We start from the raw sequence: 17,344 nt of genomic DNA on the forward strand, positions 1-17,344 counted from the left end.
GCCCACGCCGCCGGCATCGGCGATTTCCTGCGCGTCAACATGGCGCCGGTGATGTTCGCCGCCCTCGTCGTCTTCCTGCTGCTGGGCTATCCGGTCGCCTTCGCGCTTGCCGCCAACGGTCTGCTCTTCGCGATCATCGGCATCGATCTCGGCATGTTCCAGGAGAACTTCCTGCAGGCGCTTCCGGAACGCATCTACGGCACGATGAACAACGACGTGCTGCTGGCGATTCCGTTCTTCACCTTCATGGGGCTGATCCTGGAACGCTCCGGCATGGCGGAGGATCTGCTCGACACGATCGGGCAGCTCTTCGGGCCGATCCGCGGCGGTCTCGCATACGCGGTCATCTTCGTCGGCGCGCTGCTCGCCGCGACCACCGGCGTCGTGGCCGCCTCGGTCATCTCGATGGGCCTGATCTCGCTGCCGATCATGCTGCGTTACGGCTATGACAGGCGCCTTGCGTCGGGCGTCATCGCCGCCTCCGGCACGCTCGCACAGATCATCCCGCCCTCGCTCGTCCTGATCGTGCTCGCCGACCAGCTCGGCCGTTCGGTCGGCGATATGTACGAGGGCGCCTTCATCCCCGGCCTCGTACTCGCCTCGATGTATGCCGGCTATGTCTTCATCATCACGATGATCGCGCCTGGCCGGGCGCCCGGCCTGCCGCCGGAGGCGCAGACGCTGCGCGATGCCGACGGCACGACGCGCCGCCGCTCGCTGCTCGTCGTCGCCGTGCTCTCCTGGGCGTTGGCCTACGCCTATATGAAGCTCTTCACCAAGGTGACCGCTGGCGCTGACTTCGTCGTGCTGACGATGTCGCTGATGGTCGGCATCTCCTTCGTGATCGCGCTGGTCAACAAGTTCCTGAAGCTCAACCTGCTCTCGCGCATGACCGAGCAGGTCATCTTCGTGATGGTGCCGCCGCTGGCGCTGATCTTCCTGGTGCTCGGCACGATCTTCATCGGCGTCGCGACACCGACCGAGGGCGGCGCCATGGGCGCGGCCGGCGCGATCCTGCTGGCCTACGGCAAGAAGCGCATGACTTTCGACCTGCTGCGGCAGGCGACGGAGTCGACCGCCAAGCTCTCGGCCTTCGTGCTCTTCATCCTGGTTGGCGCGCGCGTCTTCTCGCTGACCTTCTACGGCGTCAACGGCCATGTCTGGGTCGAGCATCTGCTGGTCGGTCTGCCGGGCGGCGCGACGGGCTTCCTGATCGTCGTCAACGTGATGGTCTTCCTGCTCGCCTTCTTCCTCGATTTCTTCGAGCTGGCCTTCATCGTCGTCCCGCTGCTCGGACCGGCGGCGGAGAAGCTGGGCATCGACCTGATCTGGTTCGGCGTCATCCTCGGCGTCAACATGCAGACCTCGTTCATGCACCCGCCCTTCGGCTTCGCCCTGTTCTTCCTGCGCTCGGTTGCACCGAAGAACGCCTACAAGGATCGTGTCACCGGTCGGATGATGGAACCCGTCACCACCGGCCAGATCTACTGGGGCGCTGTGCCCTTCGTGGTGATCCAGTGCATCATGGTCGCTCTTGTCGTCCTCTTCCCGAGCATGGTGATGCACTACAAGGCTTCCGCGGTTCAGCTCGACCAGAAGGCGATCGACAAGCAGTTCGACTCGATCCAGATCCCCGGCCTCGGCGGGCCGGGCGGGCTGCCGGGCGGCTTTGATTTCAATGCGCCGCCCTCGATCGGTGCGCCGCCCAAGCCGTAAGGGACGATCTCCATGACGAAGTGGCTGGTGGCGCTCGGCGCCGGGGCGGGCGTGTTCCTGGCGCCGGCAGCGGCCTGGGCGGCTGGCGACATCGGCGGCGCCTCGATGGGCGTCGCATGGGCCTTGCCCTTCGCCGGGATGCTGCTGTCGATCGCGCTCGGCCCTGTCCTCTTCCCCCACTTCTGGGAGCACCACTACGGCAAGTTTGCGGCCTTCTGGTCGCTGCTGCTGCTCGTGCCGCTCGTGCTGAGCCGCGGCTCCGATGCGGCGCTGGGCGCGCTCCTGCATACGGCGCTGCTCGAATACCTGCCCTTCATCATCCTGCTGTTCGCGCTGTTCACCATCGCCGGCGGCATCCTGGTGAGCGGCAACCTGCATGGCTCGCCCGCCACGAACACCGTCCTGCTCGCGATCGGCACGGCCATGGCCAGCGTCGTCGGCACGACGGGCGCCTCGATCATCATGATCCGCCCGGTGCTGCGCGCCAATGACGAGCGGCGCCACAACGTCCATGTCGTCGTGTTCTTCATCTTCCTGGTCTCGAACATCGGCGGCTCCCTGACGCCGCTGGGCGACCCGCCGCTGTTCCTCGGCTTTCTGCGCGGCGTCGACTTCTTCTGGACGACGAAGCATCTCCTGCCCATGACCGGCTTCGCCGTCGTCGTGCTGCTGGCCGTGTTCTACGCGCTCGACAGCTGGCTCTATCGCAAGGACGACGGCCTGCCGCCGTTGAAGGACCCGACGCCGGACCGCGCGATCAAGCTCTGGGGCAAGGTCAATATCCCGCTGCTCGGCGGCGTCATCGCCGCGATCCTGCTCTCGGCGAGCTGGAAGCCGGGCGTGACGTTCGATCTCCACGGCGTGCACGTCGAGCTTCAGAACGTCGTGCGCGACGTGATCCTGCTCGTCCTCGCGGGCCTGTCCCTCAAGCTCACCCCGCGCCCGGTGCGCGCCGGCAACGAGTTCAGCTGGGGGCCGATCAAGGAGGTCGCCAAGCTCTTCGCCGGCATCTTCGTCTGCATCATTCCGGTGCTGGCGATGCTGCAGGCGGGCCGCGACGGTGCCTTCGCGCCGCTGGTCGCGCTCGTCACCAATGCCGACGGCAGCCACAACACGGTCGCCTATTTCTGGCTGACCGGAGCGCTCTCCTCCTTCCTCGACAACGCGCCGACCTATCTCGTCTTCTTCCAGCTCGCGGGCGGCGATCCGCAGGCGCTGATGACGACGGGCGCGCTGACGCTGACGGCGATCTCGGCCGGCGCGGTCTTCATGGGCGCCAATTCCTATATCGGGAACGCGCCTAACTTCATGGTCTACGCCATTGCCAAGGATCGGAAGGTCGCGATGCCGAGCTTCTTCGGCTACATGCTCTGGTCCGGCGCGATCCTGATCCCGCTCTTCATCGTCCAGACCTTCCTGTTCTTCAGGTAAATCAAGGCCGCATCCCCGTGCGCGCTGCAGCATGTGAATGCTGCCGCGCAGGCACGGGACCGGTCGACGGAAGGCGCGCCTTTTTCTGCACGCGGTCCCGTGTCTGCGCAGCGGCGCTTCGCGCCGCAGCGCACGGGATGACAGCGGGGGCTACGGCCGCCCGGCCGGCACGCCTTCCCGGATCTTCGCCGAGAAATCCGGATCGTCCAGCGAGAGCGTCCGTGCCCGTTCGCTGATGCGGCCGAGCCGCACGAGCTCCGCCAGCGGGATATCCTGCCGGACCGCGCCGATCTGCTGGAGATAGCCCGGCAGGAAGCCCGAGAGCAGCACGCGCGGATCGAGCGGCGCCGAGAAGGTCCAGCCCGGCGCGACCTTGCGCACGAGATGGAAGACCACCGTCGTGCAGTTGGTCGTGAAGGTGTTGTACCAGCGCGGCTTCAGTGCAAGCCGGTTGATGTCGGTGATGTAGGCGAGCAGCAGATCGCGCGCCTGGCTCGGCGAGGCGGCGATGCGGAAGAGCCGCGTGTCTTCCCCGCGGGGATGGGTGCGCAATCCGACCACGTCGCGCTCGTCCGAGGCGACATAGGCCATCTCGTAGCTGCGGAAGAAGCCGGCCAGCGCCGACCATTCCTCGCCCTGCTCGCGCCGGACCTCGATCGAGAAGGTCAACGGCACCGAATCCGAGAAGGTGAAGCTGACCAGCAGATGCGCGATCGCCTCGCCGGACCAGTAGCTCAGGAAGACGTCGACGCCGTTGAGGGCGGCGAGGTTGTAGCTTCGCGTCTCCCAATGCTGGTCGTAGTCCTGCTCCGTGCGCCAGCGGAAATGCCGCAGGTTCGAGACCGTCAGCGTCTCGCCCTCCTGCGTGATCATCGGCAGCCGCGCCAGCTCCGGAATCCAGTCGCGGTCATGCGAGGGGTGGAAGCTCCCCCACCAGGTGAGGAGCCCGCAGAAGAGCACGGCGAAGCTCAGCGGAAGCCTGGCCTCCCGCGTCCAGATGCCGACCGCCCCGGCAAGGCCCGCGAGCCCGAAGCCGATGGCTCCGGCGCCTCCCAGGTTGTCTGGCGCGCGGAAATAGATGAAGCCCGCGCCCCATAGCGCCGCACCCAGCAGTGCGAGCGTCAGGACGAGCTTGAGCAGGAACAGAAAGAGGCGGCGCATGGCCGCCTCTTCGTAGCTTAATTTCGAGCAGTCCCAAACCCCATGTTTCGGGGGCGGGCCGGGGAGCCCTCAGGCCGCCAGCGAGTTGGACGGCGCCGCCGCCTTCACCGCATCGTCGACATGATCCTCGAACTTGGCGAAGTTCTTGGCGAACATGCCCACGAGGTTCTTGGCCGTCTCGGCGAAGGCCGCCTTATCCTGCCAGGTCTTCACCGGATAGAGGATGTGTGGCTCGACGCCCGGAACCGAGGTCGGAACCGCAAACCCGAAATAGGGGTCGCGGCGGAAGTCGGCGCGGTTGAGCGAGCCGTCGAGCGCGGCCGAGAGCAGGCGGCGCGTGACGCGGATCGGCATGCGCCGGCCGGTGCCGTACTGCCCGCCGGTCCAGCCGGTGTTCACCAGCCAGCAATCGACCGAGTGCTTGGCGATGAAGTCCCGCAGCAGGTTGGCGTATTCCGACGGGTGGCGCGGCAGGAAGGGCGAGCCGAAGCAGGTCGAGAATTCCGGCTGCACGCCGGTCAGCCCGCGCTCCGTGCCGGCGACCTTGGCGGTGTAGCCGGAGAGGAAGTGGTACATCGCCTCGGCCGGCGTCAGCTTGGCGATCGGCGGCATCACGCCGAAGGCGTCGGCGGTCAGCATCACGATGTTCTTCGGGATGCCGGCGCGGCCGCTGCGGGATGCGTTGGGGATGAAGTCGAGCGGATAGGCCGAGCGGGTGTTCTCGGTCTTCGACTCGTCGTCGAAATCGACCTCGCGCGTGATCGGGTCCATCACGATGTTCTCGAGCACCGTGCCGAAGCGCAGCGAGGCTGCATGGATCTGCGGCTCGGCTTCGGCCGAGAGGCGGATCGTCTTGGCGTAGCAGCCGCCCTCGAAGTTGAAGATGCCTTCCTTCGACCAGCCATGCTCGTCATCGCCGATCAGCGTGCGCTCGGGATCGGCCGAGAGCGTCGTCTTGCCGGTGCCGGAAAGGCCGAAGAAGATCGCGGAATCGTCCTTCGGGCCGACATTGGCCGAGCAGTGCATCGGCACCACGCCCTTGGCCGGCAGCACGTAGTTCAGATAGGTGAAGACCGACTTCTTCATCTCGCCGGCATAGGCCGAGCCGCCGATCAGCACGATCTTGCGCGAGAAGTCGATGGCGACCACCGTCTCGCTGCGGCAGCCATGGCGGGCCGGATCGGCCTTGAAACTCGGCAGGTCGACGATGGTGAGCTCCGGCACGTAGGTATCGATCTCGGAGCGTGCCGGACGGATCAGCAGGTTGCGGATGAAGAGCGAGTGCCAGGCCATCTCGGTATAGACCCGGGCCCGCACGCGATGGGCCGGATCGGCGCCGCCATGGAGGTCCTGCGCGAAGAGCTCCTTGCCTTCGACATGGGCCAGGAAGTCGGCGAGCAGCGTCTCGAAATGCTCCGGCGACATGGCGTTGTTGTTGTCCCACCAGACGGTGTTCTCGGTGAGCGCGTCGCGCACCGTGAACTTGTCCTTGGGCGAGCGGCCGGTATGGGTGCCTGTGTCGGCGCAGATCGCGCCGCCGCGCGCGAGCTGGGATTCACCGCGGCGCAGCGATTCCTCGTAGAGCTGTGGCGCTTCCAGGTTCCAGTGCACGGCCTTGAGCTTGCGGAAGCCGAAGCTCTCGGCGCCCTGGGCGGCGTTGAACTGACCGATCGTGTCCACTGAATACCTCCGGGAGCGGCCGCTGCCGTCGGCGGCCGTTTGACGAAACGAATACGCGCCGGTCCTTGGAAAGGTCCGGGCGTCGCGGTGGCCCAGTCTCCTCCAAGGCCATGACTGCTTTAGGGCCATGCTGGCCCCGGCTCAAGCCATTGAAAAGACGGGCCCTCCGGCAGAGGCGCCCTAAATCGATTGAAATGTGGAGCGTGGTAAACGGCGAAAGCCGGTCTCGCCGACGGCTATGGACGTTTCACGCAGCCCGGCTGCGCGCCGTGCCGGCAAGCTCCGCGAGCACCCGCCGCAGCGCGCCCGGCCCGTCGACTGAGACCGGGAAGGGTAGTCTCAATCGGGCGCTGCCGAGCGCCATGTCGAGCCCGTCCGGGTCCAGCCCGACCGCCCGCCAGCCGCCGGGCTCGGCGCCGAGCAGGACAGTCGCGTAAAGGCTGATCGCGTCGGCATGATCCTCGTTCATATGCGCGACGGCACCCTCCTCGACCTCGGCGAGGGCGGCGGCGTGGGCCGGGTCGCTCTTGAGATCGGCCGGAGTGGGCGCGAAGGCGCGGGCGAAGCCGCCGTTCAGGCTCGCAGCCTCGATGTCGAGCGCGACGAAGGTGAAATCGGGGAAGTCGGCGTAGAGCGCGGATTTCGGCTGGCGCGCCAGATAGCGGCGGCGGATGCGGGCGCCTTCCTCGCTGGCGCGCTCGACCGTGCGGGCGCGAACCTTCAGCGTGATCCGGCCATGGGCCAGCGGGTCGCCCTTGCCGCCGGGCGAGATCAGGAGAGAGGCGCGCGGATCGGCCGCGAGGTGGCCGGTATGGGATGCAAGCTGCGAGATCAGGATCACCGGAGTGCTGTCGATGTCGGTGGCGAGCCCGACGAGGCTCGCCGAAGGGTGGCCGTCGGGTCCCAGCGTCGCCAGCGCGGCCGAGCGCGCCTCGCGCAGCAGCGCCTTTGCCTCGGCCCGGACCGCCTCGTCCATGGGCTGGATGACGTCTTTGGCCATGGAACCTCTCCCCCGCTTTCGGCTTGTCCGTACAGGGACATAGGCAAATCGCCACGCCCCGGCTAGATTGCCGCCACGCTTTGGCCGCTCTCGCGGGAGAGTGGAACCCGTTTCCGCAACGTGACCAAGAGATAAAAGCCTGATGCCAACGATTGCGCTGGTCGATGACGACCGTAACATCCTGACGTCGGTCTCGATCGCCCTCGAAGCCGAGGGCTATCGCATCATGACCTACACGGACGGAGCCTCCGCGCTGGACGGGCTGAAGCAGAACCCGCCGGACCTCGCCATCTTCGACATCAAGATGCCGCGCATGGACGGTATGGAGCTGTTGCGTCGGCTGCGGCAGAAATCCGACCTGCCGGTCATCTTCCTGACCTCGAAGGACGAGGAGATCGACGAGCTCTTCGGCCTGAAGATGGGCGCCGACGACTTCATCCGGAAGCCATTCTCGCAGCGCCTGCTGGTCGAGCGCGTCAAGGCGATCCTGCGCCGTGCCGGCGCCAAGGACGCCACCGTCTCGCCCCGCACGGAGGATGCCAAGGCGCTCGAGCGCGGCCTGCTGCGCATGGACCCGGAGCGCCACACCTGCACCTGGAAGGGCGAGGCGGTGACGCTCACCGTCACGGAGTTCCTGATACTGCAGTCGCTGGCGCAGCGCCCCGGCGTGGTGAAGAGCCGCAACGCCCTGATGGATGCGGCCTATGACGACGAGGTCTATGTCGACGATCGTACGATCGACAGCCACATCAAGCGCCTTCGCAAGAAGTTCAACCAGGTCGACGCCGAGTTCGACATGATCGAGACGTTGTATGGCGTGGGCTATCGCTTCAAGGAAAGCTGAGGCAAAAGGTAGGGGCCGGTACCGGATCGGGGGCGCGCTGCGGGCGCCGGCTTTCGGAAAGTAAGCAGCAGCCATGGCAACCATGGATAACGAAGCTCGTGCGCCGAGGCCGGCCGGCGGCTGGCGGGCTGCGCTCGGGCGCCGCTTCGGGCCGTTCTGGCGTCGCTTCGCGCGCGCCGTCTCGCTGCGTGCCGCCTCCAGCCTCACGCGCCGCATCCTCGTCCTCAATCTCGGCGGCCTCGTCGCGCTGCTGCTCGGCTTCCTCTACCTCAACCAGTTCCGCGAGGGCCTGATCGAGGCCCGCGTCCAGAGTCTGCTCACGCAGGGGGAGATCATCGCCGGTGCGATCGCCTCCTCGGCCACGGTCGAGATCGACTCGATCACCATCGACCCGGACAAGCTGCTGCAGCTTCAGGCCGGCGAGAGCGCCGGCATCGCCGAGGACCCGCTCGACTTCTCGATCAATCCCGAGAAGGTCGCCCCGCTGCTGCGCCGCCTCGTGACGCCGACCAAGACCCGCGCTCGGGTCTACGACAAGGACGGCATGCTGACGCTCGACTCGCGCAGCCTCTATTCGCGCGGCGACATCCTGCGCCTCGACCTGCCGCGCGTCGGAGAGCCGGACGAGCCGCCGTTGCTGGAGCGCACCTGGAACATGCTGCGCAACCGGCTGGGCCGCGCCGACGTGCCGACCTATGACGATTTCGAGAACGCCAACGGCAAATCCTATCCCGAGGTCGCCCGCGCTCTGAGCGGGGCTCCCGCCAGCGTGGTGCGCGTCAACACCCGCGGCCAGACCATCGTCTCCGTGGCGGTGCCGGTGCAGCGCTTCCGCACGGTGAAGGGCGCGCTGCTGCTCTCGACCCAAGGCGGCGACATCGACGCGGTCATCGCCTCCGAGCGCTTCGCCATCTTCCAGGTCTTCGCCGTCGCGGCAGGCGTGATGATCGTGCTTTCCGTACTGCTCGCCGGCACCATCGCCGAGCCGATCCGCAAGCTCGCCGACGCCGCCCAGCGCGTGCGCAAGGGTGTGAAGTCGCGCGAGCAGATCCCAGATTTCAGCAGCCGCCATGACGAGATCGGCCACCTCTCGGGCACGCTGCGCGACATGACCAAGGCGCTCTACAGCCGCATCGAGGCGATCGAGAGCTTCGCGGCCGATGTCGCCCATGAGCTGAAGAACCCGCTGACCTCGCTGCGCAGCGCCGTCGAGACGCTGCCGCGGGCCAAGTCGGACGAATCCCGCACGCGGCTGCTATCCGTGATCCAGCACGACGTCCGCCGGCTCGACCGGTTGATCTCCGACATCTCGGATGCTTCGCGGCTCGATGCCGAGCTCGCCCGCGCCGATTCCGCGCCGGTCGATGTCGCCCAGGTGCTGGAGGCGGTCGTCAACCTCCAGAACGAGACGCGCCGCCAGGGCCGGCCGACCATCGAGTTTGCGCGCGACCTTCGCACCCAGCGGCCGGGCAACGACGCCTTTCTCGTCATGGGTCACGATTCCCGCATCGGCCAGGTGATGGTCAACCTGATCGACAACGCCCGTTCCTTCTCGCCGCCCGGCAAGACCGTGAAGGTGCTGCTCTCGCGCGTCGCCAACGACGTTCTGGTCACGGTCGAGGATGAGGGGCCGGGCATCGAGCCGCATGCGCTGGAGCGCATCTTCGAGCGCTTCTACACCGACCGCCCGAGCGAGGGCTTCGGCCAGAATTCGGGCCTTGGCCTGTCGATCTCGCGCCAGATCGTCGAGGCCCATCGTGGCACCATCCGCGCCGAGAACCGGCTCGGCCCCATTGGGCCCGATGGCGAGGCGACGCGGCTCGGAGCGCGCTTCATCGTCTGCCTGCCGGCAGCCTATACGCATGTCGCCTGAAGGCGGGGCGCCCCGGCAGCCGGGGGAGACAAGGGTTCACGCAACGGTCGTCGCGATCGGCGAGGCGGGCGTGCTGCTGCGCGGCGCGTCCGGCAGCGGCAAGTCGACGCTGGCATTGGCGCTGATCGGGCTTGCCCATCAGCGCGGCCGCTTCGCAAGGCTGGTCGCGGATGATCGGGCCGCCCTTTCAGCCGCCGGCGGCAGGCTGGTCGCCCGCCCGGTGGCCCCGCTCGAAGGCATCGTCGAGCGACGCGGCCTCGGCCTGACGCCGGAGCCTTTCACGGGCGCGACGGTGGTCAGGCTTCTCGTCGACCTCACAGGCGAGGAGCCGGCGCGCATGCCGGAGCCTGAGGATCTTGTCGACAATCTCGGCGGCATCGACCTGCCGCGCCTCAGCGTCGCAGGCCGGATCGGGGACGAACGGCTGGTCCTCGCGGCGCTCGATCTGTTCACGGAATCAGGCTGAGGACCACGATTTTGACATATTTGAGCGCGACCCGCTTGCGCTTGCTTCGCACCTGCCGCATAAACCGCGACCTTGTCCGGGCGCCGAAGGGCGCTCTCCGGTGCTGGATTGTATGATCGGACTGGTCCTTGTGACTCATGGGCATCTGGCGACGGAGTTCCGCGCCGCGCTCGAACATGTCGTCGGCCCACAGGCGCAACTCGCCACCATCGCCATCGCCCCCGATGACGACATGGAGAGTCGCCGCCGCGACATCATCGCCGCCGTTGAGGCAGTCGAGAACGGCAGCGGCGTCATCATCCTCACCGACATGTTCGGCGGAACGCCCTCCAACCTCGCAATCTCCGTGATGGAGCCCGGCCGCGTCGATGTCGTTGCCGGCGTCAACCTGCCGATGCTGATCAAGCTCGCCAGCGTCCGCGAGGAGAAGACCCTCGACGAGGCCGTGACCAGCGCGCAGGATGCGGGGCGCAAATACATCACGGTTGCCAGCCGCGTGCTGGCCGGCAAATAAGAACCCGACCGGAGAGCGGCGTGGACGAGGATTGTGGCTGCCCCGAGGTCGAGATTCCTGCCGGGGCCATCCATGGCGAGTTCGAGATCGTCAACAAGAAGGGGCTGCACGCCCGCGCCACGGCGAAATTCGTGCAATGCGCCGCCCGCTTCGAAGCCGACATCACGGTCAGCCGCTGCGGCGAGACGGTCGGCGCCACCTCGATCATGGGCGTGCTGACGCTCGGCGCCGGCATCGGCTCCACGATCACCATCGTCGCCAAGGGCTCAGAGGCGCAAGCAGCGCTCGATGCCCTCGCCGCCCTCATCGCCGACAGGTTCGGCGAGGGGGAGTGAGGCTGCTTCCTGTGGCGCGATGCGCAGGGTGCTGTCGCTCGCTAAGGCGGTCTCTGTCGCCCTAGCTCTCGGCTGGTTCCTCGTTCGGCTTTTCAGGGGACGAATTTCGTTTCGCGCCATGCGTGAACGCTGGCGCCGAAAGTGTAGCTTCCGACGTCATGGCCGGGCTTGCCCCGACCATCCACGCCGATGCTCAAGACGGGGATGCGCTCCACAGGGCGAGCACGACGGCCGCATCGTTCGACACATAAAGACATCTTTATATCTTTGATTGCCTTCCGCTCCGCTCGCTGCTAGAGAGCCCGCCATCATCAGGCGCAACAGCGATTGGAGCCCCCCGTGTCGGATTACATCGTCAAGGACATCAGCCTCGCGGATTATGGCCGCAAGGAAATCAACATGGCCCAGGACGAGATGCCGGGCCTGATGGCGATCCGCGCCGAGCACAAGGGCAAGTTCCCGCTCAAGGGCGCCCGCATCGCCGGCTGCCTGCACATGACCATCCAGACCGCCGTGCTGATCGAGACTCTGAAGGATCTCGGCGCCGACGTCCGCTGGTCGTCCTGCAACATCTTCTCGACCCAGGACCACGCCGCCGCCGCGATCGCCGCGTCCGGCACCCCCGTCTTCGCCATCAAGGGCGAGACGCTGGAGGAGTACTGGGAGTACGTTCTGAAGACCGCGACCTGGGGCGACGGCGGCACGCCGAACATGATCCTGGACGATGGCGGCGACCTGACCATGCTGATCATCCTCGGCGCCGAAGCCGAGGCCGGCAAGGCCGAGTTCCTCGACAAGCCGGGCAATGAGGAAGAGACGATCTTCTTCAAGCTGATCAAGCGCGAGCTCAAGGCCAATCCGGGCTGGTTCACCAAGACCCGCGCCGCGATCAAGGGCGTCTCGGAAGAGACCACCACGGGCGTTCACCGCCTGTATGAGCTGGCCAAGGCCGGCCGCATGCCCTTCCCGGCGATCAACGTCAACGACTCCGTCACCAAGTCGAAGTTCGACAACCTCTATGGCTGCCGCGAGTCGCTGGTCGACGCCATCCGCCGCGGCACCGACGTCATGATGTCGGGCAAGGTCGCGACGGTGTGCGGCTATGGCGACGTCGGCAAGGGCTCGGCCGCCTCGCTGCGCCAGGCCGGCTGCCGCGTGCTCGTCACCGAGATCGACCCCATCTGCGCGCTGCAGGCGGCGATGGAGGGCTACGAGGTCGTCACGATGGAGGAGGCCGCCCCGCGCGCCGACATCTTCGTGACCGCCACCGGCAACCTCGACGTCATCACCGTCGAGCACATGCGCGCGATGAAACACCGCGCCATCGTCTGCAACATCGGCCACTTCGACTCGGAGATTCAGGTCGCCGGCCTGAAGAACTTCAAGTGGGACAACGTTAAGCCGCAGGTTGACGAGGTCGAGTTCCCCGACGGCAAGCGCATCATCCTGCTCTCGGAAGGTCGCCTGGTGAACCTCGGCAACGCGACCGGCCACCCGTCCTTCGTGATGTCCTGCTCGTTCTCGAACCAGACGCTGGCCCAGGTCGAGCTCTGGAACCACCACGCCAAGTACGAGAACAAGGTCTACACGCTGCCCAAGCACCTCGACGAGAAGGTCGCCGCGCTCCATCTGGCCAAGGTCGGCGCGAAGCTGACTGTGCTCAACGATGCGCAGGCCAAGTATCTCGGCCTGGCGCCGACCGGCCCGTTCAAGCCCGAGCTCTACCGCTACTGACAGGCCAAGCCTGCTGAAGACCCCAAGGCCCGGCAACCGCCGGGCCTTTTTTCTTGGGTATGCCTTGGATGAAATCATGCCCGTCACCACTACCCGTTGTGGTTGGGGCGGGTGCGGGACTCAATTTCTAGATCGCTGTCGATATCCGGGCGCATTGTCCCGAAAATCGCGTCGTTTACCGGCGATTAAGCACTTCCTGACGGAGTCCACGGATGATTAGAGTGGGGCTGATTCGGGCCTTCGCCATGATGCGGTCCTGATCGAAGCTCTGAAGTGATTGGCGTTGCGACGAGCGTATCGGACCCCGGAGACGGCGGTTCCGCCGGCGCTGCGATGCGGATTCCGGCGGGCTTGATGGACAGGGCGGCGAAAAGCCGCCGAGAAAAGACGGGCGCAGGATGAGACGAACGGTGGGAGAGGAACGGGGTGATGGCTGGCGCCCGCGAGCGCTGCTCTCCGGTCTCGGCCTCAATCTCGTATCGGCTCCGGCCTTCGCCCAGAGCGGGTGGCTCTCCCCGGTCAGGCTCGACCTGACGAGCACGGCGGCGCTGTCCATGATCCTCGCAGGGCTGACGGTCTTCGCCACCACGACCTCGCTCTTCTATGTGCGGGAGCGCGCGCGCTGGCAGCGGCGTGAGGCCAGGTTCGCGGCTGATTTGGAGGCGGCGCGCAGCCATCAGGAGCGGCTGTCGATCCTGCTGGCTGCCGATCCGCAGGTCGTGGTGAGCTGGAATGGCCGCGATGCGCAGCCCGTCTTCGAGGGCGACAGCGGCTTTCTCGGCACCTCCGGCACGATGCTGGCGCTGGCTTATGGCAGCTGGGCGGCGCCCGCCGACGCCAAGCGCCTGGAACTGGCGACCGACGCGCTGAAGGATCGCGGCGAGGCCTTCAACCTGACGCTGCGCAGCAAGGCGGGACCCTTCGTCGATGTCGAGGGGCGCCCGGTCGCCGGCCGTGCCGTGATCCGCTTCCGCGAGGTGACGGGCGAGCGCGCGCAGGTGATGACGCTGCGTGGCGAGCTCGAACGGGTCACCGGGGATCATGCCGCGCTGGCTTCCCTGTTCTCCGGGCTGCCGCACCCGGCCTGGATGCGCAATCCCGATGGCAAGCTGATCTGGGCCAACGAGGCCTATGCGCGCGCCGTCGAGGCGGCGGATGCGGCCACGGCGGTCAAGGGCGGGCTCGAGCTGCTCGACCGGGCGGAGCGTGAGACGGCCGCTCGCGCCAGGCGAGAGGGCGGCAGCTTCGCGGCGCGTGCGCCGGCGGTCGTCGCCGGCCAGCGGCGCACGCTCGACATCGTCGAGCTGCCGGTCGCGACGGGCTTCGCCGGTTTCGCCACCGACATGAGCGAGCTGGAAGCCGTGCGCGCCGATCTCCAGCGCCAGATGGATGCCCATGTCCGCACGCTGGACCGGCTGAAGACGGCGGTGGCGGTGTTCGACGGCACGCAGCGCCTCGTCTATCGCAATTCCGGCTTCGATACGCTCTGGTCGCTCGATCCCGGCTTCCTCGACGGCCTGCCCAGCGACGGCGAGATCCTCGACCGGCTGCGCGCCGAGCGGCGCCTGCCGGAGCTAGGCGACTACCGCAGCTGGAAGGCCGGGGTCCACGCGGCCTACACCGCGACGCGCGCCGGCGAGGACTGGTGGTATCTGCCCGACGGGCGCACCGTCCATGTCGTCGCCAGCCCCAACCCGCAGGGCGGCGTCACCTATCTCTATGACGACGTCACCGAACGCTTCACGCTCGAATCCCGCTTCAACGCGCTCTCCCGCACCCAGCGCGAGACGCTGGATTCGTTGCGCGAGGGCGTCGCCGTGTTCGGCTCGGACGGCCGCCTGCGGCTGTCCAACCCGGCCTTCGCCCAGGCCTGGCGCATCCAGGGCGGCGATCTCGCCGCGAGCGCGCCGCATATCGACGAGGTCATCCGGCTCTGCCGGCCGCTCTATCCGCAGGACGACGTCTGGGGCGAGCTGCATAGCGTCGTCACCGGCGTGCGCGACGCCCGGGAGGACTATAATTGCCGCATGGAGCGGCGCGACGGCACGGTGCTCGACATGGCGGCGGCCCCGCTTCCGGACGGCGCGACGCTGATCTCCTTCGCCGACGTCACAGCAAGCGTGAACGTCGAGCGGGCGCTGACCGACAAGAACGAGGCGCTGGAGACGATCTCGCGGCTACGCGAGGACTTCGTCCACCACGTCTCCTACGAGCTGCGCTCGCCGCTCACCAACATCATCGGCTTCGCCCAGCTTCTCGGCACCGAGACGGTCGGTTCCCTTAACGAGAAGCAGCGCGACTACACCGCCCATATCGTGCGCTCGTCGGGCGCGTTGCTGGCCATCATCAACGACATCCTCGACCTCGCCACCATCGACAACGGCGCGCTGACGCTCGAGATCCAGGATGTCGATGTCGCCGACACCATCGCCCAGGCCACAGCCGGGCTGCATGACCGGCTGATCGACTCCAAGCTCGACCTCAAGGTCCAGATCGACCCGCTGACCGGCCCGTTGCGCGCTGACGGCAAGCGCCTGCGGCAGGTGCTGTTCAACCTGCTCTCCAACGCCATCGGTTTCTCGTCGCCCGGCCAGACCATCACGGTCGGCGCCACGCGGACGGGCGGCGATATCCGTATCGTCGTCGCCGATCAGGGGCGTGGCATCCCGGCCGAGGTCGTCGAGAAGGTGTTCGAGCGCTTCGAAAGCCATTCGCTGGGCTCCAGCCATCGCGGCGTCGGCCTCGGCCTCTCCATCGTGCGCTCCATCGTCGAGCTGCATGGCGGCCGCGTGGAACTCGATTCCGAGCCGGGCCGTGGCACGCGCGTTACCGCCGTCTTCCCGGCTGAGGGCGTTTCGCTCTCGGATGCGGCCGAATGACGGAGGAGGCCCGCAAGGCCGGCATGCACCGGCTCGTGCTGGCCGACGAGGCGGCGACGCTGAGGTTGGCCGCCGACATCGCGGCGATCCTCAAGCCGGGCGATATCGTTGCGCTCTCCGGCCATCTCGGTTCCGGCAAGTCGTTCCTGGCGCGCGCCATCCTCCGCACGCTCGCCGACGACCCGACGCTCGACGCTCCGAGTCCGACCTTCACCCTCGTGCAGAGCTACGACACGCCGCGCGGCACCGTGCTGCATGCCGATCTCTATCGCGTGCGCTCGCCCGACGAACTCGACGACATCGGGCTGATCGAGGACATCGAGCAGCTCGTCACGCTGGTCGAATGGCCGGACCGGGCCGGCACGCGCCTGCCGGCCGGGCGTCGCCTCGACATCCTTCTCGACGTGGACCCCGATAATCCCGAGACCGGCCGCATCGCGGACCTGTCAGGCGGCGTGCTCTGGAAGCAGCGCCTCGCCATCGCGGTCGCATCGCGCAGGCTGATAGACGCCGCCGGCTGGGGCGAGGCGAAGCGCGACTTCATGCTCGGCGACGCTTCGACGCGCGCCTATGAGCGCCTGACCCGGGCCAACGGCGAAACATCCGTGCTGATGATCTCGCCGCCGCGCCCGGACGGGCCGCCGATCCGCCTCGGCAAGCCCTATAGCGCGCTCGCCCATCTCGCCGAGAACGTCGAGGCCTTCGTCGCGATGGATCACGGCCTCCGTTCGCTCGGCTATTCGGCCCCTGAAATCTTCGCCGAGGATCTCTCGACCGGCCTGCTGCTGATCGAGGACCTCGGGGGCGGCGGCGTGCTCGACGCGGAACGCCAGCCCATCGGCGAGCGCTACGAGGCCGCCGCGCTGCTACTGGCCGATCTCCACCGCCACACCCTGCCTGCGATCCTGCCCGTCGCGGAGGGGCGCGACCATGCCATCCCCGTCTATGACCGGCAGGCGCTCGCCATCGAGACGGAGCTGATCCTCGAATGGTATGCGCCGCACATCGCGGGCGTGACGCTGCCGGCCGTGACGCAGGCCGAATTCGGGCGCATCTGGAACCGGCTCTTCGACGAGATCCTGGCCGCGCCCACGACCTGGACGCTGCGCGATTTCCATTCGCCGAACCTGATCTGGCTGGAGAAGCGCGAGGGTCTCGCGAAGCTCGGCCTGATCGATTTTCAGGACGCGCTGCTCGGCCACCCGGCCTATGACCTCGCCTCGCTGGGGCAGGATGCGCGCGTCGATGTCCCTGCCTCGCTGGAATTGCGGCTGCTCGCCGCCTATGGCGCGGCGCGGCGGGCGGATACGCCGGATTTCGCGCTGGCCGATTTCGCCCGTGCCTATGCGATCCTCGGCGCCCAGCGCACCACCAAGATCGCCGGCATCTTCGCGAGGCTCGACAAGCGCGACGGCAAGCCGGGCTATCTCAAGCACCTGCCGCGCATCGAGGCCTATCTGCGCCGCAACCTCGAGCATCCGGCGCTGGCCGAGATGAAGGGCTGGTATCAGCAGCATATGCCGAAGCTGTTCGAGGCGGGGTGAACCTCCTCGTCATGCTCGCCCTTGCGGCGAGCATCCACGTCTTGAACACAAGCCTTCTCGCAGTAAGACGTGGATGGTCGGGACAAGCCCGACCATGACGCGCTAAGCATGATTCATGGCCGGCCGCTTAGGGAGATTCGCGTGACCTCGACCGCTTCGCTGCCGAT

13 protein-coding genes are annotated in these 17,344 nt (G+C 67.3%); 10 read left to right on the forward strand and 3 right to left on the reverse strand.

Translation table 11 applies throughout. The annotated features are described in order from the left end of the window. The first annotated feature begins 15 nt into the window (after nucleotides 1-15). Nucleotides 16-1,716, forward strand: a complete 1,701-nt coding sequence (locus tag BoBH3_RS19185; protein WP_262332563.1) for a TRAP transporter large permease — start codon at nucleotides 16-18, stop codon at nucleotides 1,714-1,716. Nucleotides 1,717-1,728: 12 nt separating this feature from the next. Beyond that, entirely contained in the window at nucleotides 1,729-3,147 is a 1,419-nt protein-coding gene (locus tag BoBH3_RS19190; RefSeq protein ID WP_262332437.1) for a sodium:proton antiporter, read from the forward strand. Nucleotides 3,148-3,297: 150 nt separating this feature from the next. Here BoBH3_RS19190 and BoBH3_RS19195 read toward each other — a convergent pair whose 3' ends face one another. From BoBH3_RS19195 to BoBH3_RS19205, 3 genes are all read right to left on the reverse strand, one after another. After that, nucleotides 3,298-4,308, reverse strand: coding sequence for an Lnb N-terminal periplasmic domain-containing protein (locus BoBH3_RS19195; RefSeq protein ID WP_262332438.1), 1,011 nt, complete (start codon nucleotides 4,306-4,308; stop codon nucleotides 3,298-3,300). Between the two features lie 69 nt (nucleotides 4,309-4,377). Next, nucleotides 4,378-5,988 carry a phosphoenolpyruvate carboxykinase gene (locus BoBH3_RS19200; protein WP_262332439.1) on the reverse strand — a complete coding sequence of 537 codons (1,611 nt, stop codon included), beginning with the start codon at nucleotides 5,986-5,988 and terminating at the stop codon, nucleotides 4,378-4,380. 247 nt (nucleotides 5,989-6,235) lie between these two features. After that, nucleotides 6,236-6,988: a HugZ family pyridoxamine 5'-phosphate oxidase gene (locus BoBH3_RS19205; protein WP_262332440.1), complete on the reverse strand. Its 753-nt coding sequence runs from the start codon at nucleotides 6,986-6,988 to the stop codon at nucleotides 6,236-6,238. A 142-nt stretch (nucleotides 6,989-7,130) separates the two neighbouring features. Between BoBH3_RS19205 and BoBH3_RS19210 the strand changes: the two genes are divergently transcribed. The 8 genes from BoBH3_RS19210 to tsaE all read left to right on the forward strand — a co-directional run bounded on the left by BoBH3_RS19210 (nucleotide 7,131) and on the right by tsaE (nucleotide 17,177). Further along, nucleotides 7,131-7,832: a response regulator transcription factor gene (locus tag BoBH3_RS19210; RefSeq protein ID WP_262332441.1), complete on the forward strand. Its 702-nt coding sequence runs from the start codon at nucleotides 7,131-7,133 to the stop codon at nucleotides 7,830-7,832. Nucleotides 7,833-7,914: 82 nt separating this feature from the next. Continuing rightward, a complete protein-coding gene (locus tag BoBH3_RS19215; RefSeq protein WP_262332442.1) occupies nucleotides 7,915-9,705 on the forward strand; it encodes a stimulus-sensing domain-containing protein in 1,791 nt (596 codons plus the stop codon). Beyond that, entirely contained in the window at nucleotides 9,695-10,171 is a 477-nt protein-coding gene (locus BoBH3_RS19220; protein ID WP_262332443.1) for an HPr kinase/phosphorylase, read from the forward strand. Before BoBH3_RS19215 ends, BoBH3_RS19220 begins: the two co-directional genes overlap by 11 nt. Before the next feature lie 112 nt (nucleotides 10,172-10,283). After that, entirely contained in the window at nucleotides 10,284-10,685 is a 402-nt protein-coding gene (locus BoBH3_RS19225) for a PTS sugar transporter subunit IIA (RefSeq protein ID WP_262332444.1), read from the forward strand. A gap of 20 nt (nucleotides 10,686-10,705) precedes the next feature. Beyond that, nucleotides 10,706-11,020, forward strand: a complete 315-nt coding sequence (locus tag BoBH3_RS19230) for an HPr family phosphocarrier protein (protein WP_410050622.1) — start codon at nucleotides 10,706-10,708, stop codon at nucleotides 11,018-11,020. A 327-nt stretch (nucleotides 11,021-11,347) separates the two neighbouring features. Continuing rightward, complete coding sequence (gene ahcY, locus BoBH3_RS19235) at nucleotides 11,348-12,754, forward strand: adenosylhomocysteinase (RefSeq protein ID WP_410050623.1); 1,407 nt, start codon at nucleotides 11,348-11,350, stop codon at nucleotides 12,752-12,754. Between the two features lie 398 nt (nucleotides 12,755-13,152). Further along, nucleotides 13,153-15,633 (forward strand): sensor histidine kinase, encoded by a 2,481-nt coding sequence (locus BoBH3_RS19240; RefSeq protein ID WP_262332446.1) that lies wholly within the window; start codon nucleotides 13,153-13,155, stop codon nucleotides 15,631-15,633. Further along, nucleotides 15,630-17,177, forward strand: coding sequence for a tRNA (adenosine(37)-N6)-threonylcarbamoyltransferase complex ATPase subunit type 1 TsaE (gene tsaE, locus BoBH3_RS19245; protein ID WP_262332447.1), 1,548 nt, complete (start codon nucleotides 15,630-15,632; stop codon nucleotides 17,175-17,177). The genes BoBH3_RS19240 and tsaE overlap by 4 nt, the downstream gene beginning before the upstream one ends. Nucleotides 17,178-17,344 lie beyond the last annotated feature (167 nt).

Source organism: Allobosea sp. BH3 (assembly GCF_025499465.1).
Lineage (GTDB): Bacteria > Pseudomonadota > Alphaproteobacteria > Rhizobiales > Beijerinckiaceae > Allobosea.